A 25,246-nucleotide genomic window follows, 5' to 3' on the forward strand; every position below is an offset into this window, starting at 1 on the left:
GCGCGGCCGGGCCCGCCCCGGGCCTTCGTACCGGATCACCTCCAGTCCACGTGCTCCCCGGCTCGCTCACCGCCCGCCGGCAGTCGGCGCAGAGCCAGCCCCACGAGCAGCGCCGCGTACGCGCACAGCACGGCCATTCCGCCCCACCAAGGCAGGGGGAAGTATCCGGCGGAGGGCGCGTAGTGCGCGGTCACCTGCGGGTATGCGACGAGGGTTTGCTGGGTGGCGAAGGCGGCGGCCGGGGTGATCCGCAGCAGCCACTGCGAGAGGCCGTCGGGCAGCAGCGGGAAAGAGGTCACCGCGTACGGGGCCGCGATCGTCAGGGCGGCGACGAGGATCGCCGGCCAGGCGCGCCGGAGCAGGGTGGCGAGCGCGAGGGCGAGCACCGCGGCGAGGGCGAGTGCCGCGGCCACGCCGACGACGACCCGCACTCCGGTGAGCGCGGGGACTTCGATGACGGGAACCCCGTTTTTCTTCAGGATCGCCAGGCCCGCCGGGACCACGGTGCCGACGGCGAGGAGACCGGTGACGAACGTGACGGCGCCGACGACGACGGCCTCCGCCGTGAGCTCGCGGCGGGTGAGCGGCGCGCCGCCCGTGGGTCCGTCGTGCCGTGCGGAGGTGGCGAACCGGATCGCGACCACGAGCACGATGAGCAGTCCGATGGCCAGGCCGCCGAGGGTGTGCTCCACCGTGCGAGCGCCGCCCTCGGCGCCTCCCGGGCCGATGTCGCCGGTGCCGGTGACGGTGAACGTGCCGCTCTCCTCGACCGCCCCGGACGCCTTGTGGTTCTTCTCCCAGTCCGTCTGGTTCATCTCGCCGACGGCGTCCTTGGTCCAACCACCGGCGGCGGCCGCCCCTTTGAGGGTCACGTTGTCGAAGACACCACTGGCCTGCGTGAAACGCACCTCCTCCGTGGCGCCGCCGAGGCCGACGGGCCGCAGCGTCAGATCGCCGGGAGACGCGGCGAAGAGGCCGACTCGCGCCGTCCTGGGCAGACCGGACAGCCGCGCCGTGCCGACCTTGGCCCAGCGCTCACCGTCCGCGGACTCGTAGCCGGTGACCGTCTCGCCCGACCGCGTCAGCCGCAGCCAGCGCGGTGACTTGGCCGAGACACCACCGTGGTCGCTGCCCGCGGTGTCATGGCGGTAGTCGTGCTGCATGCGCACACCGTGGCTGCCGGTGAGCATCAACGCCGCGTAGGAGGACCCCCGGCGGACTCCGTCCTTGATGATGATCCCGGCCTTCGCCCACGGCACCAGGCCCGGGACGATCCGGTCGTGGTTCGGCGGCGGGTAGGTGATCGTGCCCGTCATGGACGTCATCCGGACCGTGATGCTGCCGTTCTCGCCCAGGTCCCGATGCAGGAAGGAGAACTGGTCGTCGACGAGGGAGCCGTCAGGACCGACGGGATCGTCCGGGCACGGGCCGTCGCAGGAAGCGTGGTTGCCGGATGCGTAGAGCAGACCGAGGGCGACGACGACCAGGGCCGCGGCCGCCATCGCGATCAGCCGTCCGGGACGTCGGAACCTGGTCCACTCCCGCCGGAGCAGTTCGTTGTTCGTAGACATGGACCCGGTTCTACGGATCCGGGCCTAACGCGGTCCGAACCGTCCCTGTCATGTCGCTGTTAGGCGCGGCGCGGCATCATCCTGAGTCCGGCCGGTTCCAAGCCGGTTCAGGGCGGTTCCGAACGGGGAGAGGACCATGGGCAAGTTGCGCGGCGGGACCGTCCGACGGCGATTCACGATGTTGTACGCCGCCGGGTTCCTCGGGTCCGGCATCGTGCTGCTCGCCCTGACCTACCTCATGTCCGGTTCCCAGGTGACCAGCGCCGCTCCTGAGCAGCCCCCGGCCGATCGGCCGGCTCGGCCGGGCCTCGCCGCCGCCGAGCAGCGGATCCGGGACCTGGAAGGGCAACTCTCGGACGCGCACGGCCAGCAGGACCACCAGCTCGTCGTCGGCTCGCTGATCGCGCTGGTGGTGATGGTGGGTCTCTCGCTCCTGCTCGGCCGGGTGCTCGCCGGCCGCGTCCTGCGCCCGCTGCGGCTGATCACCGCGGCGACCCGGCGGATCTCCGCGCAGAACCTGCATCAGCGGCTCGCCGTGACCGGACCCGTCGACGAGGTCAAGGAGCTCGCCGACACGGTCGACGGACTGCTGGAACGCCTCGAAGCCTCCTTCGTCGCACAGCGCCGGTTCGTCGGCAACGCCTCGCACGAACTGCGTACGCCGCTGGCGACGATGCGGGCCTCGCTGGACGTGGCCGTCGCGAAACCGCACCCCGCGGCGGGGACCGTCGCGCTCGCCGGCCGGTTGCGGACCGAGCTGGACCGGGTGGACCACCTGCTGGACGGCTTCCTCGTCCTCGCCCGGGCGCAGCACGGCACCCTCACCGACCGGACCCCGGTGCCGCTCGGCGAGCTCGCGCGGGAGGCGCTCACCGCCCGGGCCGCCGACATCGCCGCGAAGACGCTGACCGTCGACGATGCCGTGCGGGCGGACGCCTGGACGCCGGGGAGCCCGGCACTGCTGTCCCGGATGGTGGAGAACGTGGTCGACAACGCGATCGTCCACAACCAGCAGCGCGGCTGGATCCGGATCTCCACGGAACACGACGAGACCGAGGCGCGCCTCGTCGTCGAGAGCGGCGGAAGCGTCCTCGACCAGAGTCAAGTGGACCGGCTGACGCAGCCGTTCGAGCGCCTTGCCGCCGACCGGACGGGGTCGGAGGCCGGTTCCGGCCTGGGGTTGTCGATCGTCGCCGCGATCGTCGCGGCGCACGGCGGCCGCCTGGCCCTCCTGGCCCGGCCGGAGGGCGGCCTGCGCGTGACGGCGGTGCTGCCGCCGGCGGCCGGTGGGGGAGGGGTGACACCGTGAGGGTTCTGGTGGTGGAGGACGCGCGGTCGCTCGCCGATGTCGTCGCGGAGGGGCTGCGGGATCAGGGGATGGCCGTCGACGTCGCGTACGACGGCCTGACCGCCGCCGCCAAGCTCGACCTGAACGCGTACGACGTGGTGGTCCTCGACCGCGACCTGCCCGGCCTCCACGGCGACACGCTCTGCCAGATGATCACCGAGCGGGACGAGCGCCCGATGGTGCTGATGCTGACGGCGGCCGGGGCTCCCGGCGACCGGGTCAGCGGCCTCACCCTCGGCGCCGACGACTACCTCGCCAAGCCCTTCCACTTCCCCGAGCTGATCCTTCGCCTCCGGGCCCTGGCCCGGCGCAGGCCGCGGGCCGGAGCCCGGGTGCTGCGCGCCGCCGGCCTCGAACTCGACCCGGTACACCGGACCGCCCTCCGCGACGGCCGTCGCCTTGAGCTGTCCGTCAAGGAACTCGCCGTCCTGGAGGCGCTGTTGCGCGCCAGCCCGGGATTCCTGAGCGCCGAGGACCTCCTGGAGCAGGTGTGGGACGAGAACGCCGACCCCTTCACCAACACGGTGACCGTCACCGTCGGCCGGTTGCGCCGCAAGCTGGGCAGCCCGCCCGTCATCACGACGACGCCCGGGGTGGGTTACCGCATCGCCGAGGCCCCGGCTGCCTGATGGACTTGAGGCCAGGGCGCGCCACACCGTCAGGGTCCGAAGCAGACGTATCCCGCCCAGTGGGCGGGGTCGTCCGTGCCCGGATGCCGTACGAGGTCCGCGAGGCGCGGCGGCAGCCCAGGAGGTGGCCTGTGGTCGGGGTCCAGCATCCACAACTGGGCCATGCGCAGCGCACCGGCGGGTGTGGCGCCGTGGGTGAGCAGGAAGTGGTGGGTCAGGGAGAGGAGCGCCGCCGTCGCGCCGTCGGGCACGGGCCAGAGCGGAGCGACGACCGCGCCCGCCCCCGCCCGCAGCAGCGCGTCGGCGAGGCGCAGGGACGCCTCGTCGTGGCGGGTCGGGCCGTTGCCGCGGCAGTCGGTGACCAGCACGGCGGCGGGGCCGCCGCGACCGGTCTCGCCGATGGCGTCGGCGACGGCCGCCATCGTCAACGTTCCTCCGGGAAGGACGAGTTCGGGTTCGCCCCGGTGGTCCTCGCGGTAGTCGGCGGGACCGGCGAGATGCAGGACGCCGCCGTCGGCCGCACTCGCGGCGCGCAGCAGGGACAGCGCGTCCCGCGGGTTGTCCGCCGCGTCCGGAACCGCCGCGTCCGGAACCGCCGCGTGCGGCAGGCCGCGGCCGGGAGCGCGCTCGCTGCCCGCCGCTTCGCACAGTGCCCGGGCGGACACCGCGTACGAGAACTCGGCGGACTCGAACGCATACCGGCAGTCGCTGCCCCTGGCGCGCCCGGTGTCCTGCCGCGCCGCATGCCAGGGGACGGCGCCGAGGGCGCCCATCGGTACCAGTACGAGACGACGCGGACGGTCCCTGGGAGCGAGTGAGTCGAGGACCGGGCCCATGGCGGCCTGCTCCGCCCACGCGCACAGTTCGGAGTGCGACGACGGGTCGCGGGCGTACTCCAGGAGGGGCTGGGCCTCCTCGGTGAGTCCGGGCAGCTGAACCTGGTACATCCGGCCGGAAGCGGTGACGACGAGGGCGGCGCCGCGAGCCGCGTCCGTCGCCGGGGCCAGATACACCAGCGCGTCCTTGCCCGACGCGCGCAAGGCCCTGCCGATGTCCTCGGGCGCCGGCGGCGTACCCGCCGGTTCCGTGGGCACCGACAGGGCGCGCCACAGTTCGAGTGCGGCCAGGAGATCGGTGAGCGCGCCGTCCTCATGGCACCAGGCGCCCACCTCCCTGGCCGCCCAGACGGCTTGCGCGGTGGTCTCGTCCTCGGCCGGGGGAGTCGGGCCGGCGGCGGACGGTGCGGCGGTGGCCAGGGCGTGCGCGGCCTCGAGCCCCGTCCGGCGGCTCGCTTCCCGGTCGTGGGGGTGCCGTCCGCGTGCGCGGTAGGCGCGGGCCAGGGCGAGCGCGATGCTTCCCCAGCTGTCGTGGCGCGGGTCGCGGGTGGCGGTGGCCGCGTGCTCGAGGACGCGGATGCCGTGGTCCAGGTGGGTCCTGCGTGCGCGCGGGTCGGAGTGCGTCGTGCCCCGGAAGCACTCCGCGGCGCCCAAGTAGTAGGCGAAGCGCGGGAAGCCCTGGTGGTGGGTGTCGAGGGTGTCGTACGCCTCGCGGACGAGCTCCACGGCCTCGGTGAAGCGGTCCTCGCCGCCGGTGAGCAGGAGGCTGACGCCCGCCTCGCCGAGCAGTTCGGTGCGCCGGTCGCCGGAGAGGCGGTCGGCGCCTCGGCGGATCTGGGCCGGGGTCGGCGGCGGCGCGATCAGGTGCGACTTGGGCTCCTCGCCGTGGCGGCGGGCGAGGGAGTCGCGGAGGAGTCCGGTGTGGCTCAGGAGCATCCACATCTCCACGCGCGCGGGGTGGTCGGAGTCGAGCGTGGCGTGGATGCCGGTCGCTTCGGCGAGGAAGCGGTCCGTGGTCGGCAGATCGCCCCTGCGCAGGCACGACTGGGCCTGGAGCACGGCGTTCTGTGCGGCGCTGAGGCGTACGAAGCCGGGATCCCGCTTCCGGTCCGTGGACGTCATGCTGTCCGCGAGCGAGGTGACGAGACGGGGATCGGATTCGGCCGCCGCGAGCAGGGCGTGGAGGTCCGGTTCGTCCATCAGGTGACGGGCCAGTTCGTGCAGGGCGGCGGCGAGTTCGAGCTCGGGCATGGCGCTCGCGGTCGAGTCGGGGTGGACGGTGTGCCGACGGGTCTGGAGGCGGTCTAGACGCAGTTGGATCAGGAGCAGGGCCGACGCGCCGCGCTCGGCCTCCTGCGCGTCCGGCCATTTGTCCACGGCGTGGCTCAGTAGGCTGATCGCGCGGTCGAGCGCTCCGAGATCGGAGCCCACCCTGCCCTGGTTGTGTGCGAGCCGCCCGAGGGTGTCCAGGACGCGCGGCGACAGGCGGTCCAGGGCGTCGGGCTCGGCGAGGAGCGGGCCGAGCGCGGCGTGGGCCACGGCAGCGTGGGCGTCGTCGCCGGTGCTGCGCCAGATCAGGGCGTACGCGTACACCATGGCGGCGAGGGCTTCCCAGGTGGTGCCCGATGCCCTGTCGGGGTACGTGGCCGCGCTCGCGGGGGCCGTCGCGTCGCGCAGGCGGTGGCGCTCCAGGCGGAGTTGACCGATCGCTTCGATGAGGTCGGCCGCTTCCGCCGTGCGGGGCGGTACGAGACCGAGCGCCGCGTCGTGGTGGCGCAGGGCCTCGTCGAGCAGATTCGGCAGCTGAAGCCCGTCCCGCAGACCGGGGTGGTCGCGGCACTCCTCGTAGCGCTTCCTGGTGCAGTGGGCGAGCAGCCGCACGCCGAGCCCGCGCAGGCCGTCGTCGCCCGCGGGCAGGGCAGCCAGGCCGTGGGTGAGCAACTCCAGGGCCTCGTCGAGGAGTTCCGGGACCGGCTCGGTGCCGTCCGTGGTCTCCGCTTCGTGCCGCAGGGTTTTGACGTACCCGTACAGGATGCGCCAGCGGTGCCAGTGCGCGGTGTCCGCCGGGGCGCGGAAGGCGTCCTGGAACGCCGCGGCGGCTTCGAGGAGGTCATGGGCCCCCGCGCCGCCGTACACGTGGTCGTGGAGACTCAGCTCCCCGAGGAGGCCAAGGAGGACCGGTGCCCTGGGGGCGTCGGCGGGGAGACGGGCGAGGGTGCCGCGCAGCTGCTCGCGGGACAGGGCGAGTTCGGCTTCTGTGGGCTCGGGGCCGGGGCCGGGGCCGGGGCCGGGGCCGGGGTCGGGGTCGGGCACGGGCTCGGGGTCAGTGGGCGGGGTGGGGCCGTGGGCTCCTCGGGCGGCGTCCTCGGTGTTCCCGGTGCCTTCGGCGCCTTGGGGGTTCTCGGCTGTGCCGGCGTCCCGGGGGGCCTCGGCTGTGCCGGTGTCCCGCAGCAGCGTCCCCGCCCGCTCGGCGGCCGCCGCCATCAGCTCCTTGGCGTCGTCGACGCGCTGCGGGGACCCGGAGCCGCCGGCGGACTCGTACTCCGCTGTCGCGAGGGCGAGTGTCGCGGAGATCGCCTGCGGGTGTTCGGGACCCATCAGGGCCGACGCCTTCTGGGCCGCGATGGCGAGGACGTCCGTGGCCCGTTCCAGGCGCTCGCGGTCGCCCGCCGCGCGGGCCGACGAGGATTCGGCGGAGGCCAGCGTGACGAGAGCCGAGAGGGAGGCGGGGTGGTCATTGCCGCGCTCGCGCACCAAGTCCCGTACAGAGGTGTCGAGTTCGGCCAGAAGGGCGTCGGCCCTGGCGTCCTCGCCCACCGCGCGGGCCGCCGCCGTGCCGACGGCCAGCGCCAGCAGGCGCACGTCGTGGCGGGACTCGGGGGCCGCCCCCGCGTTGAGGGCGTCGAGTGCCTGGCGCGCATGACCCGCCGCCGCCGAGATGTCGCCGAGCCGCAGGGCGACGGCGGCGGTGTTGGCCAGGGCCTGCGCCCTGAGCGCCGTGGCCTCGGGGCCGCCGACCGCGGACCGTACGCCGTCCAGCAGGCGGGCCGCCGCGGTGAGTTGGCCACGGCCTGCCAGAACCACGGCCAGCTGGTTGCGGCACGCGGCGTCGTGGCTGACCCGCACCGTGTCCTGGAGGATGCCTGCCGCCAGGTCGTCGAGGAGGGACCGGACGGCTTCGTGGTGGCCGAGCGCGTCCAGGAGCGAGATCAAGAGAGTCAGGTCGCGCGCGGCCGTGGCCGGGTGGAGGGCGGAGGCGGAGCGGCCGGGTGGAGGGCGGAGGCGGAGCGGCGCAGCTGGGACAGATCGTCGAAGAGGCGGGCCTGGGCGTCGAGGTCGCCGCTCGCGGCGGCCCGCGCATGGGACAGCGCGCGGCGCCAGAGCCGCTCCGAGCGGTGCCGCCCTCGTACGAACCTGAGTTGACCCGTCACGGGGCACCGCCCTCGCCCAGCTCGGCCTGGATCTTCCGCTTCGCCACCATGAAGGTGAGCTCCGAGATCTGCGCCGCGTCCATGACGCCTTGCGCGGCCCACTCCTGGATGGTCTCCAGGAGCTCGTCGGCCTTGGCGGCCATGGAGTTGGTCCCCGGGTCGGTCACGGGAATGGTCACGGGGTTGGTTGTGGCGCCCCGGGCGGGCTGCGGCGATACGGCGCTCGCGCCCGCGGACTCCACGTCGCGGGGCGGCCGCAGCACGTCGACGAGGTGGGCGACGTCCAGGTAGTTGAAGCGGCGCATCGCCTCCGCGATGGTGGCCGCGAAGAGGACGTTGGCCGCGCGGTCGGCCGCGGCCCGGTCCGGCGCCTGCTCCAGGAGGATGCCGACGACCACCGCGTCCTGCTTGCTCCCGTTCTGGTCGGGGGTGTGGCCGTCGGTGGACGTCGTGTCCTCGACCGGGCCGCCGGAGTAGCCCGAGTAGTCGCCGAGGATTTGATCCGCCGACAGCTGCAGCGCCTCGATGACGCCGCCGCCCTCGCACAGGTAGGCGGCGGCCCTGGTGTCGATGCGCCCGCTGAGCTCCACGTCGTTGGCCGCGGGGCGGTACGGGCCCCGCCAGCGGCCGCCGATCCGGGCGGGCCCCGACTTCGGGATCTGCGGGGCCGCGCGCTGCGGCGACGTGATGCTGACGAGCGCCAGGTCCGCCTCCGCGTCCAGCCTGCTGACGTGGGCCGCGAGGCGGCGGCCGTCGGCGAGGACGACATCGACCCGCTGATCGAGGACGACATCGACCCGCTCGTCGATCCGCGCGAGGCCGCGCAGACAGTGCAGCGCGGTGAGCACGAGCCAGTTGGTCAGCAGGAAGCCGCCGCCGAGCCGCTGTTCGGCCCGGTGCAGATCCACCCAGTACGGTCCGCAGGTCACCGGCGCCCTACGTCCGCTCCACGGTCAGGGTGACCTCGAAGGACGCCTCGGCGGAGGCTTTGGAGAGGATGACCCCGGCCTCGGCGGTGAGGGTGAGGCCGAAGGTGACCTCCATGCCGGCGATCCGCCAGCCGTCGCGCGCGGGCACCTGGGCCAGCGACTCCTGCGCGATGGCCGACGCCTGCACGATGGCTTCCTCGAGTTCGGCGGCGCGGCCTTCGAGCGGCGATGTCGTCCGCGTCCTGTTGGCGATCTGCCGGCTGCCGGCGGCGTCGAGGGCGACGGTCTCGACTCTGACGTGGGTCATGGCGCTTCCCGCTTCCCCCGTGTACCGGTGCCCGCTCCGCGCGTGTACCGGCGCGCGGAGCGCAACCGTTCACCGCACGGGAAGTCCCGCCCGCACAGCGGGTGTTGACAGTGCGTTGTTTCGCTGTGAAGCGTATCGACGGGTGGGCCCGCGCGTGATGACTTCGGTGATAAGTCGCGGGGCGCTCAGTCGCCCTCGGCCCTGTCGGCCCTGGTGCGGCGGGCGTAGGCGCGGGCCGCGCGGGCGCGGTCGCCGCAGCGGGTGGAGCACCAGTGGCGGCGGCCGTGGCGGAGCAGGTAGCGGTTGCAGGGGCTGGAGCCGCAGGCGGTGAGGCGTTCGGCGTCGGGGCCGGTGAGCAGGTCGGCGGTGTTGTCGGCGAGGGCCGCCAGGGCGTGGTCGAGGAGCTGGGTGGTGGGGTGCGGGGCCGCCCGGTAGGGGCCGTCCTTCTGGTCCCAGTGCAGGAGCGCGACCGCCGGGGCCTTGATCAGCGCGTCGTTGACGGCGGACAGGGCGGCGGGCAGCGCGGGCAGCGCGGCGACACGGCTGGCCAGGAGGGACCTGATCTGTTCGCGCAGGGAACGCAGCTGTGCGGTGCACATCTCCTGCAGCCCGGCGTCGGCGGGCGCGAGGCCGTGCTCGGCGAGCCACTGATCGGCCGCCGCCGGGGTGCCGAGGAAGTCGACATGGCGCCCGCCGGGCAGGGTGACGGCGCTGTTGGCGAAGTCCAGGGCGGGGTACGTCTCGGCGCCCGGAGCGGGCAGCGGCAGGGGCTCGGCGGCCATGGCCTCGTTCATGATTCTCATGGTACAGCTCGCGTCATGCGTGAGAACTGCTACGGTTCACTCACGGATATCAGCCCGCCATCCATGAGATTGGTGACCCATGACTTCCTCCGGCACAACGACCGGTGAGCGGTTTCCCGTGCGCGTACTCGGCGGCCCGACCGCCTTCTTCGAGTACGGCGGCCTGCGGTTCCTGACCGACCCGACCTTCGACGCCCCCGGTGACTACCAGGTGCCGGGAGGGTCGCTGACCAAGACGGCACCCCCGGCGGGCAGCCCCGCCGACCTCGGCCCCGTCGACGTGGTCCTGCTCTCCCACGACGAGCACCCGGACAACCTCGACACCGCAGGGCGGGCCCTGCTGGCCGACGTCCCGCTCACGCTCACCACCCCCGGCGGCGGGCGGCGCCTCGGCGGGCGGGCCAAGGGGCTGGCCGACTGGGAGTCGGTCGAGCTGGACCGTCCCGGCGGCGGCACGGTCACGGTGACCGGTGTCCCCGCCCTGCACGGCCCCGGATCCCGCGAGGAGGTCGAGTCGGCTCTCGGCGAGGTCGTCGGCTTCGTCCTCACCGGGGAAGACCTGCCCACGGTCTACGTCAGCGGCGACAACGCCTCGCTCGACCTGGTCAAGGAGACAGCCGCGCGCTTCGCTCCCGTGGACACGGCCCTCCTCTTCGCCGGAGCTCCCCGTTTCGACGCCCTCTTCGGCGGCGCGTGCATAGTCCTCGACAGCGCCCGGGCCGCCGAGGCCGCCCAACTCCTGGGCGCCCGCCGAGTCGTACCCCTGCACTACGACAGCTGGGCCCACTTCACCGAGGGCCGTGACGAACTGGTCGCCGCCTTCGCCGCCGCGGGCCTGACCGACCGCCTGGACCTGGGCCACCGCGGCTGACGGCGACATCGGGGAGAAGAACCGCCGAGGTCACGGAAGGCGCCCGCAGCCGGTGCCACTGGCTGCGGGCGCCGTTCGTGTGCTGCTCACGCGCCGCACTTGAGCTTGTACTCCACGATGTAGGCGCGGTTGTTGCGCCCGCGCTTCCGGTAGGTGGGGTGTTGCCAGGGCCCGGGCGGCCAGGGGGCACGGTGCGAGGGCCGGGGAGGGAGCTCGTCGCGCTCGTCGGGGTCGGGGACGGCGCACGGCGCGGGATCAAGAGCGTGCACCGGCAGGGCGGTCAGGTGAAGGACGCGGTCGTGGAACCCGCCCACGGGCAGGGGGAGTTCGACGTCGTCATCGACGAACCGCACCGCCACGGCGGCGTACTCCATGACGGCGAGGACGACGGGCGGCCAGGAACGTAACCTCGCTCGGCTGCTCATCCTGAGGATGCCCAGCATCCGCAGCGTGGCGGCCACGCTGACGTGGGGAGGGTCCGTGGGCCATTCCAGTTTCAGCAGCGGTTCTTCGCATGCGGGCCGGGGTTCGCGGCGTGGGACAGGATCCTCGGTCTCGGGGGCGGGCAGCGCGGCGTCGGGGGTCTGCTGTTTCCACCAGGCCGCCTCATTGGCCTCGCCGAGGGTGAGGTGGTGGAGATAGAGGCAGTAGGCCGCCGCTGTCTCTCCGGCGCCGGCGGCGTACTGCCACAGAAAGCGGGCGGTGTGGCCGCTGTTGTTGAGCTGCAGCATGCAGCCGAGGACAAGCGCGCCCGAGGGGGTCGGCAGGAACTCGGTGAGGAAGTCGGTCACGGAGGTCAGGGGCTTGGCGGTCACGACGGCCTCGCACAGGATCCGTAGATCGCCGTCGGCCGCCCGGGCGACGGTGTGGTCCAGGGCGTCGGCCTCGGCCGGGGGCGCGGTGAAGGCCCGTTGGGGCGGCACCGGGTCGTGGGGGGTAGGGGTGTCGTCGAGCAGCAGAGCGCCGTCGAGCAGCGCGTCAATCGGTGAGGTCACCGGGGTGTCCCTCCTGGGTGGTGGTGCGGAGATTTGCCGTCAGATGGCGTTTGGCGTGCCGGTCCGCCGCGCGGACGGTGGCGCACGGGATGCCCAGGACGTCGGCGGCGTCGCTGTCCCGCAGTCCGCGCAGGTGCAGCAGCACGATGACGTCGAGGTGCAGGGGCGGCAGGCGGCGGATCGCGTCGAAGAGGTCGAAGGTCTTGGCGATCTGGGCGAGCGGGTCCGCGGCGTCGCGCTGGGCGCGGGTGTCGAACGCGGCCTCGGCGAGGGCGGGAAAGCCGTCACAGTGCGGGGCGCGTTCCATGACGGTCTGGCGCAGCAGCTTCCACGCGTACCGCTCCGGACGCTCGCTGGCCAGGGCGTCCGGCCAGAGGATCAGCAGCAGGTAGAACACTTCGTCGACGGACTGTTTCGCCTCGCAGGCCCGGCGCAGGAACGTGGCCGCGTAGGCGGTGTAGTGCGCGCGGTGGGTGTCCCTGAAGGCGAGGTAGTCCAGTGGGGGGCGGTGGCCGCGCAGACTGCGTTCCCGCTCTTTGGCCAGGGCTTTGTGTATCCAGTTGAGGCGCTTGTCGGCCTCCCGGGCGGCGCGGACCCACTGGGCCCGGATGTCCGCCAGCGCCGGCTCGGGCAGGCGCAGCGCGATCAGCAGGTCCCGGGTGATCTGCCACCGGGGGTAGCGGCCGATGGCGCGAAGGAGCTCGGATATCTTCGAGCGCGGCCAGTTCGCCTCCTTCTCCAGCTGGATGAACGTCAGACCGCTGTCGTGATAGGCGCCGCGCAGGTGCTCCAGCCAGGCCCGGTGGGCCGGTTTGGTGCCCTCGGCTATGGGCCCCAACTTGCGGCCGGGGCGCTGGGGGTGGGCGCCCTGCGGTGCGGGTTGTGCGCTCACCGAGCGCCCTCCCCGGCTCCGGCCCGTCCTGCCGTACGCTCCGGGGCACCGGGCGCGGACGTACGTAATCCGTACGCCCATGGGCTTGTCTGTGGCCTGTGCATCAGGCTCCTTCACTCACGTCATCGTCGTGCGTCCTGGTCCGTGGAACAGCTCCTGCGACGCTTGCCGGCGCCCCCCATCCCAGGAACTGCAAGCCAGCATGGGGCGCGCGCGGCCCGACGGCGACGTGATCGAACGGTTCGGGAACATTGACGGACCGCCGAACCGGCCGCCCGTGTCCCGCCCCCCCCTCAGCCCTGGCCCGGCACCACGAACAGCGCCCACGTCGCCAGGGGGGCGATCAGGGCCATGGACATGCCCCACTTCATGAGGCTGCCGAACACCTGGAGGCGTACCTCCTCGGGGGCGTTGGCCGTCACCAGGGCGCCGCTCGTGGAGAGCGGGGAGGAGTCGACCACCGAGGAGGAGACGGCGAGGGCGATGATCAGGCCGACCGCGCCCACCTGACCGTCCATCAAGAACGGTACGGCCAGGGGGATCAGGGCGCCGAGGATGCCGGTGGTGGAGGCGAACGCGGAGACCACGGCGCCGATCAGACAGATCAACAGGGCGCCCAGGAGCGGCGAGTCGATCTTCGCGACGCTGTCGCCGAGCCAGTCGATCGTGCCCATGCGCTCCATCACGCCGACGAAGGTGACGACACCGCAGACGAGCAGCACCGTCGACCAGGCGCAGCGGTCGACCGCTCCCTGGGCCGCGTCCGGGTCGACGAGGGTGAGTACGACGACCACGGTGAACGCCATCAGGCCGACGTTGTAGTCGAGGAAGAGCGCCCCGGCCACCATGCCGAGCAGGCCGAGGAGGGTCAGGGCGCGGGAACGGTCCAGGCGCAGGGCGACGGCCTCGGTGGTTGCGGGTGCGACGGTCGCGGTGGCGGCAGGGGCGGAGGGGGCGGCGGACGCGGGGCTGCCTCCGCCCGTGTCCACGGAACCGGTGTCGGGGCCGCCGGGCGCCTCCGCCGTGTCCGACGCCCGCCGCCCGAGCAGATGCCGCCCTCCGAACAGGAAGTACGCGACCACGCTGAGCGCGACGTTGAACAGGAACGACATGAGGAACAGCAGGCCGGGATTGCCCGGCAGGTTGTTGCGTTCGACGACGCCGTTGGTGATGCTGCCGAAGACGCTCGCCGGTGAGAAGCCGCCCGCGCTCGCTCCGTTGATGACGAGCAGGCCCATGAGCAGCGGGTTGATCCCGTAGCGGGCGCAGAAGCTCATGCCGATGGGGGCGATGACCCCGACCGCCGCGGGTACGACCGCGCCGACCGCGGTGAGCGCCGCCGTGATGAGGAACATGACCCAGGGGATGAGCGCGATGCGGCCCCTGACGGCACGCGTCGCGGCGTGCACGAGCCATTCGATGGTGCCGTTGTTCTTCGCTATGGCGAAGAGGAAGGTGACGCCCACAAGGACGACGAAGAGGTCGCCGGGGAAGCCGCCGAACACGTCGTCGGCGCTCTCGCCGGCGACCGAGGAGCCGACGGCGAAGGCGGCGACGAGCGCGAGCGCGCCCATGTGGACGGAGGTGAAGGTGGAGATGGTGAAGATCAGCACCAGTGCGCCGATCGCGATGAGATGGTCTGCCATGGGACACGTCCTCGCCTTCGGTCTGTCCGCAGGGTGGACTTGAAGTTCCGCGATGCGGAACTCCAGGCAACGTTGGCGAGTATGTGACGACGGTCACGCCCCGTCAAGGGGGTGTGGACGCATCCGAGTTGTGGGGCACGCGGGGCAGGTCCCGCAAGGGGCAGGGCCGGACTCACCCCGGCCGGGCTCAGTCCGCCCGGGCCGCTCGGGCCGCCCGCGGCGCCTCGTAGCCGAGCGCCGCGCTGATCTCCCGTGCCGCCGCGCGCACATGCTCGCCCAGCGCGTCGAGCCGGTCGCGATCGCAGCGGCTGGTGGGCATGTTGATGCTGACGCTGGCGACCGGGCTGCCGTCCGGACCGAGCACGGGCGCGGCCACCGCGGACACGTCCTCGCGCCATTCGCCCTGGTTGAGGGCGTAGCCCCGGGCGCGGACCGCGTCGAGTTCGGCGCGCAGCGCGGCCGCGTCGTCGATCGTCGTCGCCGTGAAGCGCGTCAACTCCTGGGTGAGATAGCGTTCGACGGCGTCGGGGGTGCGGGCGGCCAGGATCGCCTTGCCGTTGGCGGACGCGTGGCCGGACAGGTTCTGGCCGAGCGGCAGCACGATCCGTACCGGCTGGGTGGTCTCCAGGCGCTCGACGAGCACGACGCGCTCGCCCTCCGGCACGGCCAGGTGCACGGTCTCGTCCACCTCCCGGCGCAGCTCCTCCATCACCGGTACCGCCACGTCCCGCAGGCCCAGCTCGCCGGTGGCCTGCCGCCCGATGAGCAGCGCCTTGGTGGTGAGCGTCCAGCGGGTGGGCGTGGCGCCGGTCGGCCTGATCCAGCCCGCCGTGTGCAGGGTGCCGAGTGCCCGCTGGACGGTGCTCTTCGGCAGCTCCATGGCGCGGGCCAGCTCGGCGACGCCGATCGGCTGGCGGGCCGCCAACTCTTCGAGCACGCGCAGGGTGTTGAGGACGTTCTGCACCGTTGACCCCCTCCAGGTGTGAGCCCTATGCTCCACCGTGCCGCATCACGATACGCTGTGCCGTATGACGGCACAAGCGTGGAGGGGAGATCCGCGCAATGACCTTCAGGACCGGCCGCCACTTCCTCCAGATCCCCGGACCGACGAACGTCCCCGACCGGGTCCTTCGCGCCATGTCCGCCCCCACCCTCGACCACCGCGGACCCGAGTTCGCGGACCTCGCCCGCCGCGTACTCGACGCGCTGAAGCCGGTGTTCGGCACCTCGGGACCGGTCGTCGTCTATCCCTCGTCGGGCACCGGCGCCTGGGAGGCGGCGCTGGTGAACACGCTCAGTCCGGGCGACCGCGTGCTCTGCTTCGAGACCGGGCACTTCGCCTCGCTCTGGCGCGAGATGGCCCAATCCCTCGGCCTGGAGGTGGAGTTCGTGCCCGGCGACTGGCGGCACGGTGCCTCGCCCGAGGCCGCCGCCGAGCGCCTCGACGCCGACATCGCCCACCGGATCAAGGCCGTGTGCGTGGTGCACAACGAGACGTCCACCGGCGTCACCAGCCGCGTCCCGGAGATCCGCGCCGCGCTCGACGCGGCGGACCACCCCGCCCTGCTCCTGGTCGACACGGTCTCCTCGCTGGGCTCCCTGGAGTACCGGCACGACGCCTGGGGTGTCGACGTGACCGTCACCGGCTCCCAGAAGGGACTGATGCTGCCGCCCGGCCTCGGCTTCAACGCCGTCAGCGAGAAGGCGCTCGATGCCTCCCGTGCCGCCCGACTGCCCAGGTCCTTCTGGGACTGGACGCCGGTCATCGACGCGAACGAGGCCGGGTTCTTCCCCTACACCCCGGCAACCAACCTGCTGTACGGCCTCGACGAGGCCCTGCGCATGCTCGCCGAGGAGGGCCTCGAACAGGTCTGGGCCCGGCACGCCCGGCACGCCGCCGCCACCCGGGCCGCCGTGCGCGGCTGGGGGCTCGACGTGCTGTGCGCCGACGAGCGCGAGTACTCCGGTTCGCTCACCGCCGTGCTGCTGCCGGACGGCCGGGACGCCGACGCCGTACGGAAGATCGTCCTCGAACGGTTCGACATGTCGCTCGGCACGGGCCTCGGGCGGCTCGCGGGGAAGGTCTTCCGCATCGGCCACCTCGGCCACTTCAACGACCTCACGCTCGCCGGGACTCTCGCGGGCGTGCAGATGGGGCTCGAACTCGCCGGGCACTCCGTCGGCCCGGACGGACTCGCGGCAGCGCTCGACCACCTCCGCACGAACTGACGCCACCTCGGCTCCCGCCGAGCAGGCGGCCCCTCAACTCGCCTTTCCTGTACGTCCTTTCAGCTCCCGTACGCCCCTTCAGCACCCCAGGAGCGTGTCGCATGACCATCAGCACGGAGTCCACGGAAGTCGAACACGGCGAGGTCGGCGGCGACCTCGCGCGGCGGCTGCGCGCCGACCTCGACGGCGAGGTCGCCTTCGACGACTACAGCCGCCATCTCTTCGCCCGCGACGCCAGCATGTACGCCATCACGCCCCTCGGCGTCGTCTTCCCCCGGCACGCCGAGGACGTGCGGGCGGCCGTGGCAGCCGCCGCCGAGCACGGCGTGTCCGTCGTGCCGCGCGGCGCGGGGACGAGCCTCGCGGGGCAGACCACCGGGCCGGGCATCGTCCTCGACCTGTCCCGGCACATGCGGCGCATCGTCGCCCTCGAACCCGACGGCCGCACCGCCCTGGTCGAACCGGGCGTCGTCCAGGACCAGTTGAACCGCGCCGCCGCCCCGCACGGCCTGATGTTCGGCCCCGACACCTCCACGAGCAACCGCGCCACCATCGGCGGCATGGTCGGCAACAACTCGGCGGGCAGCGGCTCACTGCGGTACGGCATGACCATCGACCACGTACGCGCCCTCGACGTCGTCCTCGCCGACGCGAGCACCGCCCACCTCGCGCCCCTGACCGCCCGCGAACACGCCGACCGCGCCCGCGGCACCGGCCTCGACGGCCGCATCCACCGCGAACTGCCCGCGCTCGTCGCCGCGCACGCCGACGCCATCGCCGCCGGTTACCCCGGCCACTGGCGGCGGGCCGGCGGCTACCGCCTGGACCGGCTCGCCCGCGAGGACACGCCGTTCGACCTGGCGAAGTTCCTGGTCGGCTCCGAGGGCACCCTCGCCATCACTACGCGCGCCCTCGTGGACCTCGTACCGAAACCGGCGCACACCGTGTTCGCCGTCGGCCACTTCACCTCGGTGGCCGGGGCCATCGAGGCCACCCAGGACGCCCTCGCCTGCGACCCGGCCGCCGTCGAGCTGATGGACCGCACGATCCTCGACCTGTCCCGCCAGAAGATCGAGTACGCCTCGCTGGGCACCGTCCTCGAAGGCGACCCGGACGCGCTCCTTTTCGTCTCCTTCACCGGCGACGACGAACGCGAACTCATCGGCAGCGTCGAGCGGTTGAAGAAGCTGTGGCAGCGGCACGGCCACGGCTACCACACCCTCGCCGCGATCACCCAGGCCGACCAGACCGCCCTGATGAAGGTCCGCAAGTCCAGCCTCGGCCTGCTCATGGCCGCCAGCGAGGGCACGCGCCGGCCGCTGGCGTTCATCGAGGACACCGCCGTCGACCCGGTCCATCTGCCCGCGTACACCAACAGGCTGAAGAAGGTCCTGGACCGCCACGGCCTCACCGCCGGGTTCTACGGCCACTGCTCGGTGGGCTGTCTGCACATCCGCCCCTTCCTCGACGTCACCGACCCCGCGCAGCGGCAGACCATGCGCGAGGTCGCCGAGGAGATCAAGGACCTGGTCACCGAGTACGGCGGCGTCAACTCCAGCGAGCACGGGGACGGTCTCGCCCGCAGCGAGTTCAACCGCGAGCTGTTCGGCGACGAGCTGTACGAGGCGATGCGGCGCGTGAAGGGCCTCTTCGACCCGGACAACCGGCTGAACCCCGGCAAGATCGTCGACGCGCCCGCGATGACCGAGCACCTGCGCGACCCCGCGCTGCCGCCCGCGCCGGGCCTGCGCACCCGGCTCGACTTCGAGGTCTCGGGCGGCATGCGGGCGGCCGCGGACCGCTGCATGAACATCGGCCTGTGCCGCAAGAGCGAGACCGGCGTGATGTGCCCCTCCTACATGGCGACCCGCAACGAGGAGGACTCCACGCGCGGCCGCGCGGGCGCCCTCGTCAAGGCCCTCTCCGAACCCGATCCGCACCAGGCGCTCGGCGACGAGCGGCTGCACGAGGTCCTCGACCTGTGCCTGATGTGCAAGGCGTGCAAGAGCGAGTGCCCGCTCGGCGTGGACATGGCCTCGCTGAAGGCGGAGGCGCTCGCCCACCACCACGACGAGCACGGCATACCGCTGCGCTCCCGGATCTTCGGCGCCATCCGCGGACTCAACCGCCTCGGCTCGGCCACCGCACCCCTGTCCAACCTGCCCGGCCGCATCCCCCTGCTGCGCCGCCTGCTCCACCGCACCGTCGGCATCACCCCGCACCGCCCCTTGCCGCGCTACGTCCGCCGCAACCTGGTGCGCTGGTTCAACCGCCGCCCGGCCGCCGTCGTCGCGGCACCCCGGGGCACGGTCGTCATGCTCGCCGACTCCTTCACCACGTACACCGAACCGGAGATCGGCCGGGCCGCCGTGGAACTGCTCGAACGCGCGGGCTGGGCCGTGCAGTTGGAGAGCGGCGGCTGCTGCGGCCGCGCCGCGCTGTCGAAGGGGCTCCTCGACGAGGCGAGCGACAAGGCGTTCCAACTGGTCCACCGCATCACGGAGACCACACCTCCCGACGCCCCCGTCACCGGGTGCGAACCGTCCTGCCTGATGACGCTGCGCGACGAGCACAAGGCCCTGCTGCCGCTCGACTCGGCCCGCGAGGCCGTCACGGGCCGCGTCCGCCAGCTGGAGGAACTGCTCACCGAGGCCATCGACGACGGCGGCCTCACGCTGCGCGAGGACTCCTGGCTCAGCGGCCGCACACTGCTGTTCCACGGCCACTGCCACCAGAAGGCCGAGGTCGGCACCGCGGCGACCGTCGCCCTGCTGCGCCGCATCCCGGGTGTCGAGGTGAAGGAACTCGACGCGGGCTGCTGCGGCATGGCGGGTTCCTTCGGCTTCGAGTCCGAGCACTACGACGTGTCGATGACCGTGGGGGAGGACCGGCTGTTCCCCGCGGTGCGCGCCGCGTCCGAGGGCACCGTCGTCGTCGCCACGGGCGCGTCGTGCCGCCAGCAGATCTTCCACGGCACGGAACGGAACGCCTGGCATCCGGTGCAGTTGGTGCGCGAGGCGCTGTGAGCGGGCCCCCGGCTGAGGGCGGGGCAGGGCGCGCCCGCCTCACTCCCCGCCGACCTGGCTGAGCCGGTCGTCGCCCATGCGGTGCTGTACGTCCGTGAGCAGGACGTGCAGCAGTTCGGTGAGCCGGGTCTGCTGCTCGGGCGTGAGGCCGGCGACCAGGCCGGCCTCGCGGTGCAGCACTTGGTCGACGGTGGCCTCGACGAGGTCGTGCCCGGCCGGCGTCAGGGTGACGAGCACCGTGCGCGGGCGGCCCCCGGTCGCCTCCCGGGTCACCAGGCCCTCCTGTTCGGCGCGGGCGACGCGCTGCGAGACGGCGCCCGCCGTCACCAGCGACCGGTGGCCGAGTTCGCGGGTGCTGAGGGCGTACGGCGGACCGCTGCGGCGCAGCACGCTCAGCAGGTCGAGCGTGGCGGTGTCCACCCCGGCGCGGGCGAGGACCCGGCGGCGGTCGTCGCCGAACAGCTTGGCCAACTGCCAGATCGGCGTGACGATCCCGATCGAGGAGACCGGCGTGCCGGGGCGCTCGCGCTCCCACGCGGCGGCGATCTCCCGCGCGGAGTGGGCGGGCGCGGGGTGCTGCGGGGTACGTGCGCCGTCGCGGCCGTCGTCGTCCCGTCCCGGCTGCGGATCCCTTGCCATCGTGGCCCTCCCGAGTGTTACATTGAGGTCTAAATTTAGCCCTAAACGGATCTGATTCGGAGCTCAGCATATGGCACGCACCATCCTGGTCACCGGCGGCGGCACGGGCATCGGCCGCGCGATCGCGCGGCACTTCGCGGCCGAGGGCGAGCGCGTGACCGTCACCGGCCGCCGCCCCGGCCCGCTCAAGGAGACGGCCGCCGAGATCGGCGTCGGCACCGCGATCTGCGACCACACGGACCCCGCGGCGCTCACCCGCCTCCTCGACGACCTGCCCGAGCGCATCGACGTCCTGGTGAACAACGCGGGCGGGAACATCGCGTTCGACGCCGACGGCAAGACGGACCTGGCCTCCTACGCCCGGGACTTCCGCGCCAACCTCGACGCCAACCTGGTCAGCGCCGCGCTCACCACGAAGGCGGTGGAGGACCGGCTCGCCGCCGGCGGCGCCGTCGTCCACATCGGTTCGATCGCCGCCGAGCAGGCGGCCGGTTCCTACGGCGCCGCCAAGGCGGGCCTGGCCAACTGGAACATCGACCTGGCGCACGCGCTCGGCCGCCGCGGCATCACGGCCAACGTCGTCGCGCCCGGCTACATCGCCGACACCGAGTTCTTCCGCGACCAGCTCCCGGACGAGCGGCGCGAGCAGCTCGTGGCGGCCACCGCGACCGGCCGTGCCGGCGTGCCCTCCGACATCGCGGGCACCGTCGCCTTCCTCGCTTCCCCGGCGGCCCGTCACATCACCGGCCAGGTGCTGCACGTCAACGGAGGGGCGCGCGCCACGCGTTGAGACACGCCGCCGGGCGGCTTCACCGAGGACGAGGAGGGCTCCTTCGACCGGCGGCAACGGGATGGCTGAGCCGGGCGGACAGCAGCCCGGCCGCGGCGATCAGGGTCCACAGCGCCCAGGGGCCGATCGCGTACACGGCACCGCCGATGAGCGGCCCGGCGCCCGTACCGGCCGTGTACGCGACGCCGTGCAGCCCCTGGTAGCGGCCGACCATGTGCGGCGGAGCCAGACTTCCCAGGTACGCCTGGGAGATGGTGCTCGTCATCATCTCGCCGAGCGTCCACATCAGCACTGTCGCCGCCAGCGGGACCATGCCGGTCGCGAACCCGGTCAGCGCGAGACCGACGCCGGTGATCAGGTTGCCGACGGCCAGCACGCGCTCCGGCCGGTACCGGGCGACCGCGCCGGTGATGGGCAGTTCGAGGACCAATACCAGCAGGCCGTTGAGCCCGATGAGGAGACCGAAGTCACCCGGGCTCAGACCCACCTCGCTGACGTGCAGGGGCAGGCCGACGGTGGACTGGATGTAGACGAACTCGGCGACCACGGTCATGAGCAGGAACCGCATCAGCGTGCGGTCGGCGAGCACCTGCCGATATCCCACCGCCCGGACCGCCCCCGCGGCCGCGTCGCCCCGGTCGGGCCGTGCCTTGGGAGCGTCCCGCAGCAGCACCCCCACGACCACGCCGAACAGCAGGCACGCGGCGGCATTGCCCAGGAAGAGGCCCACATAGGAAGTGCCGGCCAGCACACCGCCGATGACGCCGCCCAGGGCGGCGCCCACGTTCATCGCGAACCGGAACACCCCGAAGGCGGCCAGCCGTTGCTGGTTCGTCGCCGCCACGGAGTCCAGCAGCACCGCGGCCGCGGCCGGCCGGTAGATCTGCGACGTCACGCCGATGAGACCGACCACGGCGACGATGACCGGCAACGGTCCGAGGAACGGCACGATCGCCGTCAGCCCCGCGGTGGTCAGGGTGGACAGCACGATGGTCCATCGCCGGCCGATCCTGTCGGCGAGGTGGCCGCCGACGGCGTTGCCGAGCACCTTGCCGACACCGGAGGCGCCGAGCACGAGCCCCGCGGCACCGGCGGAATGGCCGCGCTCGGTCAGATAGAGCACGATGAACACGGGCAGGAAGTTGCCGACCTGGTTGACCAGGATGCCGAGACTGATGATCCACACCCGGGCGGGCAGGCCGCGCAGCGCGTCGCGGAATCGCTGCTCGTCGAGGTCCGACCGGGTCGGCGGTGCGGTGCTCACGCGACGGGCTCGGTGCGTATGCGGATCGCCGCGGCAAGCCGCCTGCTGTGGGCGACCGCTTCGGTGGCGGTGGCGCCGCGGGCGACGACGTGACCGACCTTGTCCTCGTTCCAGGTCAGCGGTGGCACCTGGGAGCCCGGCCGCACCGTCAACCGGAGGTCCACGCACGCCGGGTCCGCGCGCACGGCGTCGACACCGCTCACCGCCACGACCCGGCCGGGCTCCGGCGTGAGGAACCGGACGGCCGCTCCGCCCCGGGGCGCGGGCGACGTGGTCAGCGGTTCCACCACGCCGAGCCCGGCGCCCAGCGCGTAACGCTCCATGTCGACGCCGTAGGCGATCTCGGTCAGTTCGTTGATCCGGTCACCGCCGACGCGGTTGTGCGACTCGACGATGCGCGGGCCGCGCGAGGTCAGCTTGACCTCGGTGTGCCCCGGCCCGTCGCGCAGCCCCACCGCGTCGAGGAAGTCCGTCACCAGGTGCCTGACCTCGCGCAGCGTCGCGGCCGAGCAGCCGCTGGGCTGCGCGTGTCCGAGCTCGACGAACCCGGGGCCGCCGCACTCCTTGTCGGTCACCGCGACGACGACATGCCGGCCGTCGAAGGTCAGGGTCTCCACGCTGATCTCCGGGCCGTCCAGGAACTCCTCCATGAGGAACTCGTCGAAGGAGCCGGCACCGGACAGGTCCCCGGCCGCCCAGTGCCCGTCGTCGAGGGACCGGAACCGTTCGGCGACGGCGTCCACGTCGGCTGCGTTCCGGACGCGGAACACTCCCAGGCTGCCCGATTCGCGGACCGGCTTGACGACGACCGGGAGCCCGTGCGCCTCGGCGAACTCCCGTACGTCCCGCGTGCGGCGGCCGATCGCGGCGGCCACCGGGCTGATGCCCTTCGCGGCCAGGTGCCGGCGCATCCGCCACTTGTCGCGCAGCAGTTCCACGGTGGCGACGGACTCGCCGCCGAGGCCCAGCGCCTCGTTGATCCGCGCCGCCGGCAGCAGCCCGAGCTCGAACAGCGATACGGCCGCCTGGAACGGGTACGCCTCGTGCAGCGCCCTGGCCGGCGGCAGGAGCCGCTCGACGTCGCCGTAGTCGAGCAGCAGCGCCTGCTCGACGTAGGGCCAGTGGCCGCGGTCGTACTGGTCGGGGAACTGGACGTGAACCACGTCCAGTCCGAGCTCCCGGGCCTTGCGCACATGTCCGAGCTCGCCGCCGACGATCAGGACGCGAGGCGTGACTCCCTCTCTCACGATCAGTTCCCTCTTCCGTGCGGTGGGATGGCGCCTCACGCTACGACCGGTTCCGGACAATCTGCTTCCGGTACAGGGGGTGACCACCTAATCTGCTCGTGTGCCGACCGAACTCAGCCCCACCGCAAGGGCTCTGCGCACCATGGAGATCCTCCAGACCCGTCCCGGCGCGACCGCGGACGAGCTCGCCGCGTCGCTGGGTGTCACGGAGCGGGCCGCGCGCCGGTACATCGGGATCCTGCGGGAGGCGGGCATCCCGGTCGAGTCGACCCGGGGCCCCTACGGCGGGTACCGGCTGGGGCGCGGGACGAGGCTGCCGCCGGTGGTCTTCACCGAACCGGAGGCACTGGCGCTGGTCATGGCGGCGCTCGACGACGCCGACGAACTCGTGGGAAACGCCCTGAGCAAGGTCGTCCGGGCGCTGCCGGAGAAGGTCGGCCGGCAGGCGGCGACGCTGCGCCACCACGCGTCGGCCGCACCCGACCCGAACTCGGTCCGGCCCGATCCGGCCGTCACCGGCGCACTGGTCGCGGCGTCCGCGGCCCGACGGAGCGTGCGGGTCGCGTATCGGAGTGAGACGGGCAAGGAGTCGGAGAAGGACGTGGACCCCTGGGCGGTGGTCGTCCGCCACGGGCGCTGGTACCTCTTGTGCCGCTCACATCGCGCGGACGCGGTCCGCACCTACCGGGTCGACCGGATCGGCGCGGTCCATGAGACGACCCGCGCCTTCGACCCGCCCGACGCACTCGACCCGGTGGCGGCGCTGGAGGAGAGCCTGGGCACCGGCCGGGAGTACCCCACCCGCGTGCTGTTCGACGCCCCCCTGTCCGAGGTGGCGCGGTGGGTCAGGCCCCCCATGGGGCGACTGGAGGAGTCGGGCGACGGGTGCCTGCTGGTCGGCAGTACCAGCGACCCGGCGTGGTACGTGCAGGAGTGGCTGGTGAGGATGCCGTTCGGGTTCCGCGTCGAGGGCGGGCCGGAGCTCCGGGCGGCGGTGGCGGAGGTGGCGGCGCGCTTCACGGCGGCGGTGGGGTCCTCCTAGGAGCTGTTGCCCCCGGCGGAGTCACCACTCCCGGCGGAGTCACCGCCCCCGGCGGGATCCGGCAGCAGCTCCCGCAGCAGTGCCTCGAACTCGTCCGCCGTGGGCGCCGCGTCGTCGAGCAGCGCCTGGAGGAGCAGGCCGTCGTAGGCGTGCGTGAAGAGCTTGACGCGCAGCGGGTCGTCCGTGAACGCGCGGGCGAAGGCGGCGAGAGCGTCCTTCCAGCGGCGGGTCGCGGCGCGCTGCTCCGGGCGGCGCGCCGCGAGCAGGCACAGCTCGAACTCGGCCAGCAGATGCCCCGGCGGCGTCAGGAGCCCCGCCATCAGCCGCGCCAGTGACCGGCGCTTGTCGACACCGTCGTCCGGCGCGTCGACCAGCGCCTCGATGCGCGCGGAGTCCTCCTCCATGCACTGGGTCAGCGCCGCCGTCAGGAGTGCGTCGATGCTGCTGAAGTAGTACGTGGTCGCGGTCGTCGGCAGCTCCGCCTCGCGGGCCACCGTGCGATGCGTGACGCCCGCGGCGCCGTCACGCGCGATGACACGCACCGTCGCCTCGATCAGTGCTCGGCGACGACGCTCGCCCTTGGCACGGCGGCCGTCGGTGACGGCCGCCCCGCCCGTCCGCTTGAGGTCGGGTGCGGCCTCGCGTCCCACCGGCCCGGCGTCCGACCTGGCCTTCGTTCCCGTACTCGTGTCGGTGCCCGTCTCGTTCAGGGTGACTCTCCACTGCTCACTGCTGCCGCTCATGACCCGTT

Annotated in this window: 21 protein-coding genes; 7 read left to right on the forward strand and 14 right to left on the reverse strand. The window is 73.0% G+C overall.

Annotated elements, in window-relative coordinates; genetic code table 11:
- Positions 1–35: 35 nt before the first annotated feature.
- Positions 36–1,571, reverse strand: coding sequence for a DUF1349 domain-containing protein (locus STRAU_RS09285; protein WP_016640014.1), 1,536 nt, complete (start codon positions 1,569–1,571; stop codon positions 36–38).
- Positions 1,572–1,707: 136 nt separating this feature from the next.
- On the opposite strand from STRAU_RS09285, the gene STRAU_RS09290 reads away from it, so the two are divergent.
- Positions 1,708–2,880, forward strand: coding sequence for a sensor histidine kinase (locus STRAU_RS09290; protein ID WP_037658380.1), 1,173 nt, complete (start codon positions 1,708–1,710; stop codon positions 2,878–2,880).
- Positions 2,877–3,548, forward strand: coding sequence for a response regulator transcription factor (locus STRAU_RS09295; RefSeq protein ID WP_016640016.1), 672 nt, complete (start codon positions 2,877–2,879; stop codon positions 3,546–3,548). Before STRAU_RS09290 ends, STRAU_RS09295 begins: the two co-directional genes overlap by 4 nt.
- Positions 3,549–3,577: 29 nt before the next feature.
- Here STRAU_RS09295 and STRAU_RS09300 read toward each other — a convergent pair whose 3' ends face one another.
- The 5 genes from STRAU_RS09300 to STRAU_RS09320 all read right to left on the reverse strand — a co-directional run bounded on the left by STRAU_RS09300 (position 3,578) and on the right by STRAU_RS09320 (position 9,854).
- Positions 3,578–7,597 carry a CHAT domain-containing protein gene (locus tag STRAU_RS09300; protein WP_016640017.1) on the reverse strand — a complete coding sequence of 1,340 codons (4,020 nt, stop codon included), beginning with the start codon at positions 7,595–7,597 and terminating at the stop codon, positions 3,578–3,580.
- Between the two features lie 5 nt (positions 7,598–7,602).
- Positions 7,603–7,815, reverse strand: a complete 213-nt coding sequence (locus STRAU_RS09305) for a hypothetical protein (protein WP_016640018.1) — start codon at positions 7,813–7,815, stop codon at positions 7,603–7,605.
- A complete protein-coding gene (locus STRAU_RS09310) occupies positions 7,812–8,744 on the reverse strand; it encodes a S1 family peptidase (RefSeq protein WP_016640019.1) in 933 nt (310 codons plus the stop codon). Before STRAU_RS09310 ends, STRAU_RS09305 begins: the two co-directional genes overlap by 4 nt.
- Before the next feature lie 7 nt (positions 8,745–8,751).
- Positions 8,752–9,051 carry a CU044_2847 family protein gene (locus tag STRAU_RS09315; RefSeq protein WP_016640020.1) on the reverse strand — a complete coding sequence of 100 codons (300 nt, stop codon included), beginning with the start codon at positions 9,049–9,051 and terminating at the stop codon, positions 8,752–8,754.
- 185 nt (positions 9,052–9,236) lie between these two features.
- On the reverse strand, positions 9,237–9,854 hold the full coding sequence (locus tag STRAU_RS09320) for a CGNR zinc finger domain-containing protein (protein ID WP_016640021.1): 618 nt from the start codon (positions 9,852–9,854) through the stop codon (positions 9,237–9,239).
- 79 nt (positions 9,855–9,933) lie between these two features.
- Between STRAU_RS09320 and STRAU_RS09325 the strand changes: the two genes are divergently transcribed.
- On the forward strand, positions 9,934–10,725 hold the full coding sequence (locus STRAU_RS09325) for an MBL fold metallo-hydrolase (RefSeq protein WP_016640022.1): 792 nt from the start codon (positions 9,934–9,936) through the stop codon (positions 10,723–10,725).
- An 86-nt stretch (positions 10,726–10,811) separates the two neighbouring features.
- Here the strand turns inward: STRAU_RS09325 and STRAU_RS38945 are convergent, their stop codons facing one another.
- The 4 genes from STRAU_RS38945 to STRAU_RS09345 form a co-directional block, all read right to left on the reverse strand.
- Positions 10,812–11,720 carry a hypothetical protein gene (locus tag STRAU_RS38945; protein WP_016640023.1) on the reverse strand — a complete coding sequence of 303 codons (909 nt, stop codon included), beginning with the start codon at positions 11,718–11,720 and terminating at the stop codon, positions 10,812–10,814.
- Positions 11,704–12,612 carry a sigma-70 RNA polymerase sigma factor region 4 domain-containing protein gene (locus tag STRAU_RS09335; RefSeq protein WP_016640024.1) on the reverse strand — a complete coding sequence of 303 codons (909 nt, stop codon included), beginning with the start codon at positions 12,610–12,612 and terminating at the stop codon, positions 11,704–11,706. The genes STRAU_RS38945 and STRAU_RS09335 overlap by 17 nt, the downstream gene beginning before the upstream one ends.
- Before the next feature lie 293 nt (positions 12,613–12,905).
- Entirely contained in the window at positions 12,906–14,258 is a 1,353-nt protein-coding gene (locus tag STRAU_RS09340) for an SLC13 family permease (protein ID WP_016640025.1), read from the reverse strand.
- 187 nt (positions 14,259–14,445) lie between these two features.
- Entirely contained in the window at positions 14,446–15,222 is a 777-nt protein-coding gene (locus STRAU_RS09345) for an IclR family transcriptional regulator (protein ID WP_016640026.1), read from the reverse strand.
- Between the two features lie 98 nt (positions 15,223–15,320).
- On the opposite strand from STRAU_RS09345, the gene STRAU_RS09350 reads away from it, so the two are divergent.
- Positions 15,321–16,487 (forward strand): pyridoxal-phosphate-dependent aminotransferase family protein, encoded by a 1,167-nt coding sequence (locus STRAU_RS09350; RefSeq protein WP_016640027.1) that lies wholly within the window; start codon positions 15,321–15,323, stop codon positions 16,485–16,487.
- Positions 16,488–16,588: 101 nt separating this feature from the next.
- On the forward strand, positions 16,589–19,513 hold the full coding sequence (locus tag STRAU_RS09355; protein ID WP_016640028.1) for an FAD-binding and (Fe-S)-binding domain-containing protein: 2,925 nt from the start codon (positions 16,589–16,591) through the stop codon (positions 19,511–19,513).
- A gap of 39 nt (positions 19,514–19,552) precedes the next feature.
- Here STRAU_RS09355 and STRAU_RS09360 read toward each other — a convergent pair whose 3' ends face one another.
- On the reverse strand, positions 19,553–20,152 hold the full coding sequence (locus STRAU_RS09360; RefSeq protein WP_016640029.1) for a MarR family winged helix-turn-helix transcriptional regulator: 600 nt from the start codon (positions 20,150–20,152) through the stop codon (positions 19,553–19,555).
- A gap of 70 nt (positions 20,153–20,222) precedes the next feature.
- Here STRAU_RS09360 and STRAU_RS09365 point away from each other — a divergent pair, with 70 nt between their 5' ends.
- Positions 20,223–20,942: an SDR family NAD(P)-dependent oxidoreductase gene (locus STRAU_RS09365; protein ID WP_016640030.1), complete on the forward strand. Its 720-nt coding sequence runs from the start codon at positions 20,223–20,225 to the stop codon at positions 20,940–20,942.
- Between the two features lie 19 nt (positions 20,943–20,961).
- Here the strand turns inward: STRAU_RS09365 and STRAU_RS09370 are convergent, their stop codons facing one another.
- Both STRAU_RS09370 and STRAU_RS09375 read right to left on the reverse strand, forming a co-directional pair.
- The gene (locus STRAU_RS09370) at positions 20,962–22,206 is read right to left on the reverse strand and encodes an MFS transporter (protein ID WP_016640031.1); all 1,245 of its coding nucleotides are present in this window, start codon (positions 22,204–22,206) and stop codon (positions 20,962–20,964) included.
- Positions 22,203–23,453 (reverse strand): ATP-grasp domain-containing protein, encoded by a 1,251-nt coding sequence (locus tag STRAU_RS09375; protein ID WP_037658387.1) that lies wholly within the window; start codon positions 23,451–23,453, stop codon positions 22,203–22,205. Before STRAU_RS09375 ends, STRAU_RS09370 begins: the two co-directional genes overlap by 4 nt.
- 100 nt (positions 23,454–23,553) lie before the next feature.
- Between STRAU_RS09375 and STRAU_RS09380 the strand changes: the two genes are divergently transcribed.
- The gene (locus tag STRAU_RS09380) at positions 23,554–24,495 is read left to right on the forward strand and encodes a helix-turn-helix transcriptional regulator (protein ID WP_016640033.1); all 942 of its coding nucleotides are present in this window, start codon (positions 23,554–23,556) and stop codon (positions 24,493–24,495) included.
- Here the strand turns inward: STRAU_RS09380 and STRAU_RS09385 are convergent.
- The gene (locus tag STRAU_RS09385) at positions 24,492–25,238 is read right to left on the reverse strand and encodes a TetR/AcrR family transcriptional regulator (RefSeq protein WP_016640034.1); all 747 of its coding nucleotides are present in this window, start codon (positions 25,236–25,238) and stop codon (positions 24,492–24,494) included. The genes STRAU_RS09380 and STRAU_RS09385 overlap by 4 nt on opposite strands.
- Positions 25,239–25,246 lie beyond the last annotated feature (8 nt).

Source organism: Streptomyces aurantiacus JA 4570 (genome assembly GCF_000414115.1).
Taxonomy (GTDB): domain Bacteria; phylum Actinomycetota; class Actinomycetes; order Streptomycetales; family Streptomycetaceae; genus Streptomyces; species Streptomyces aurantiacus_A.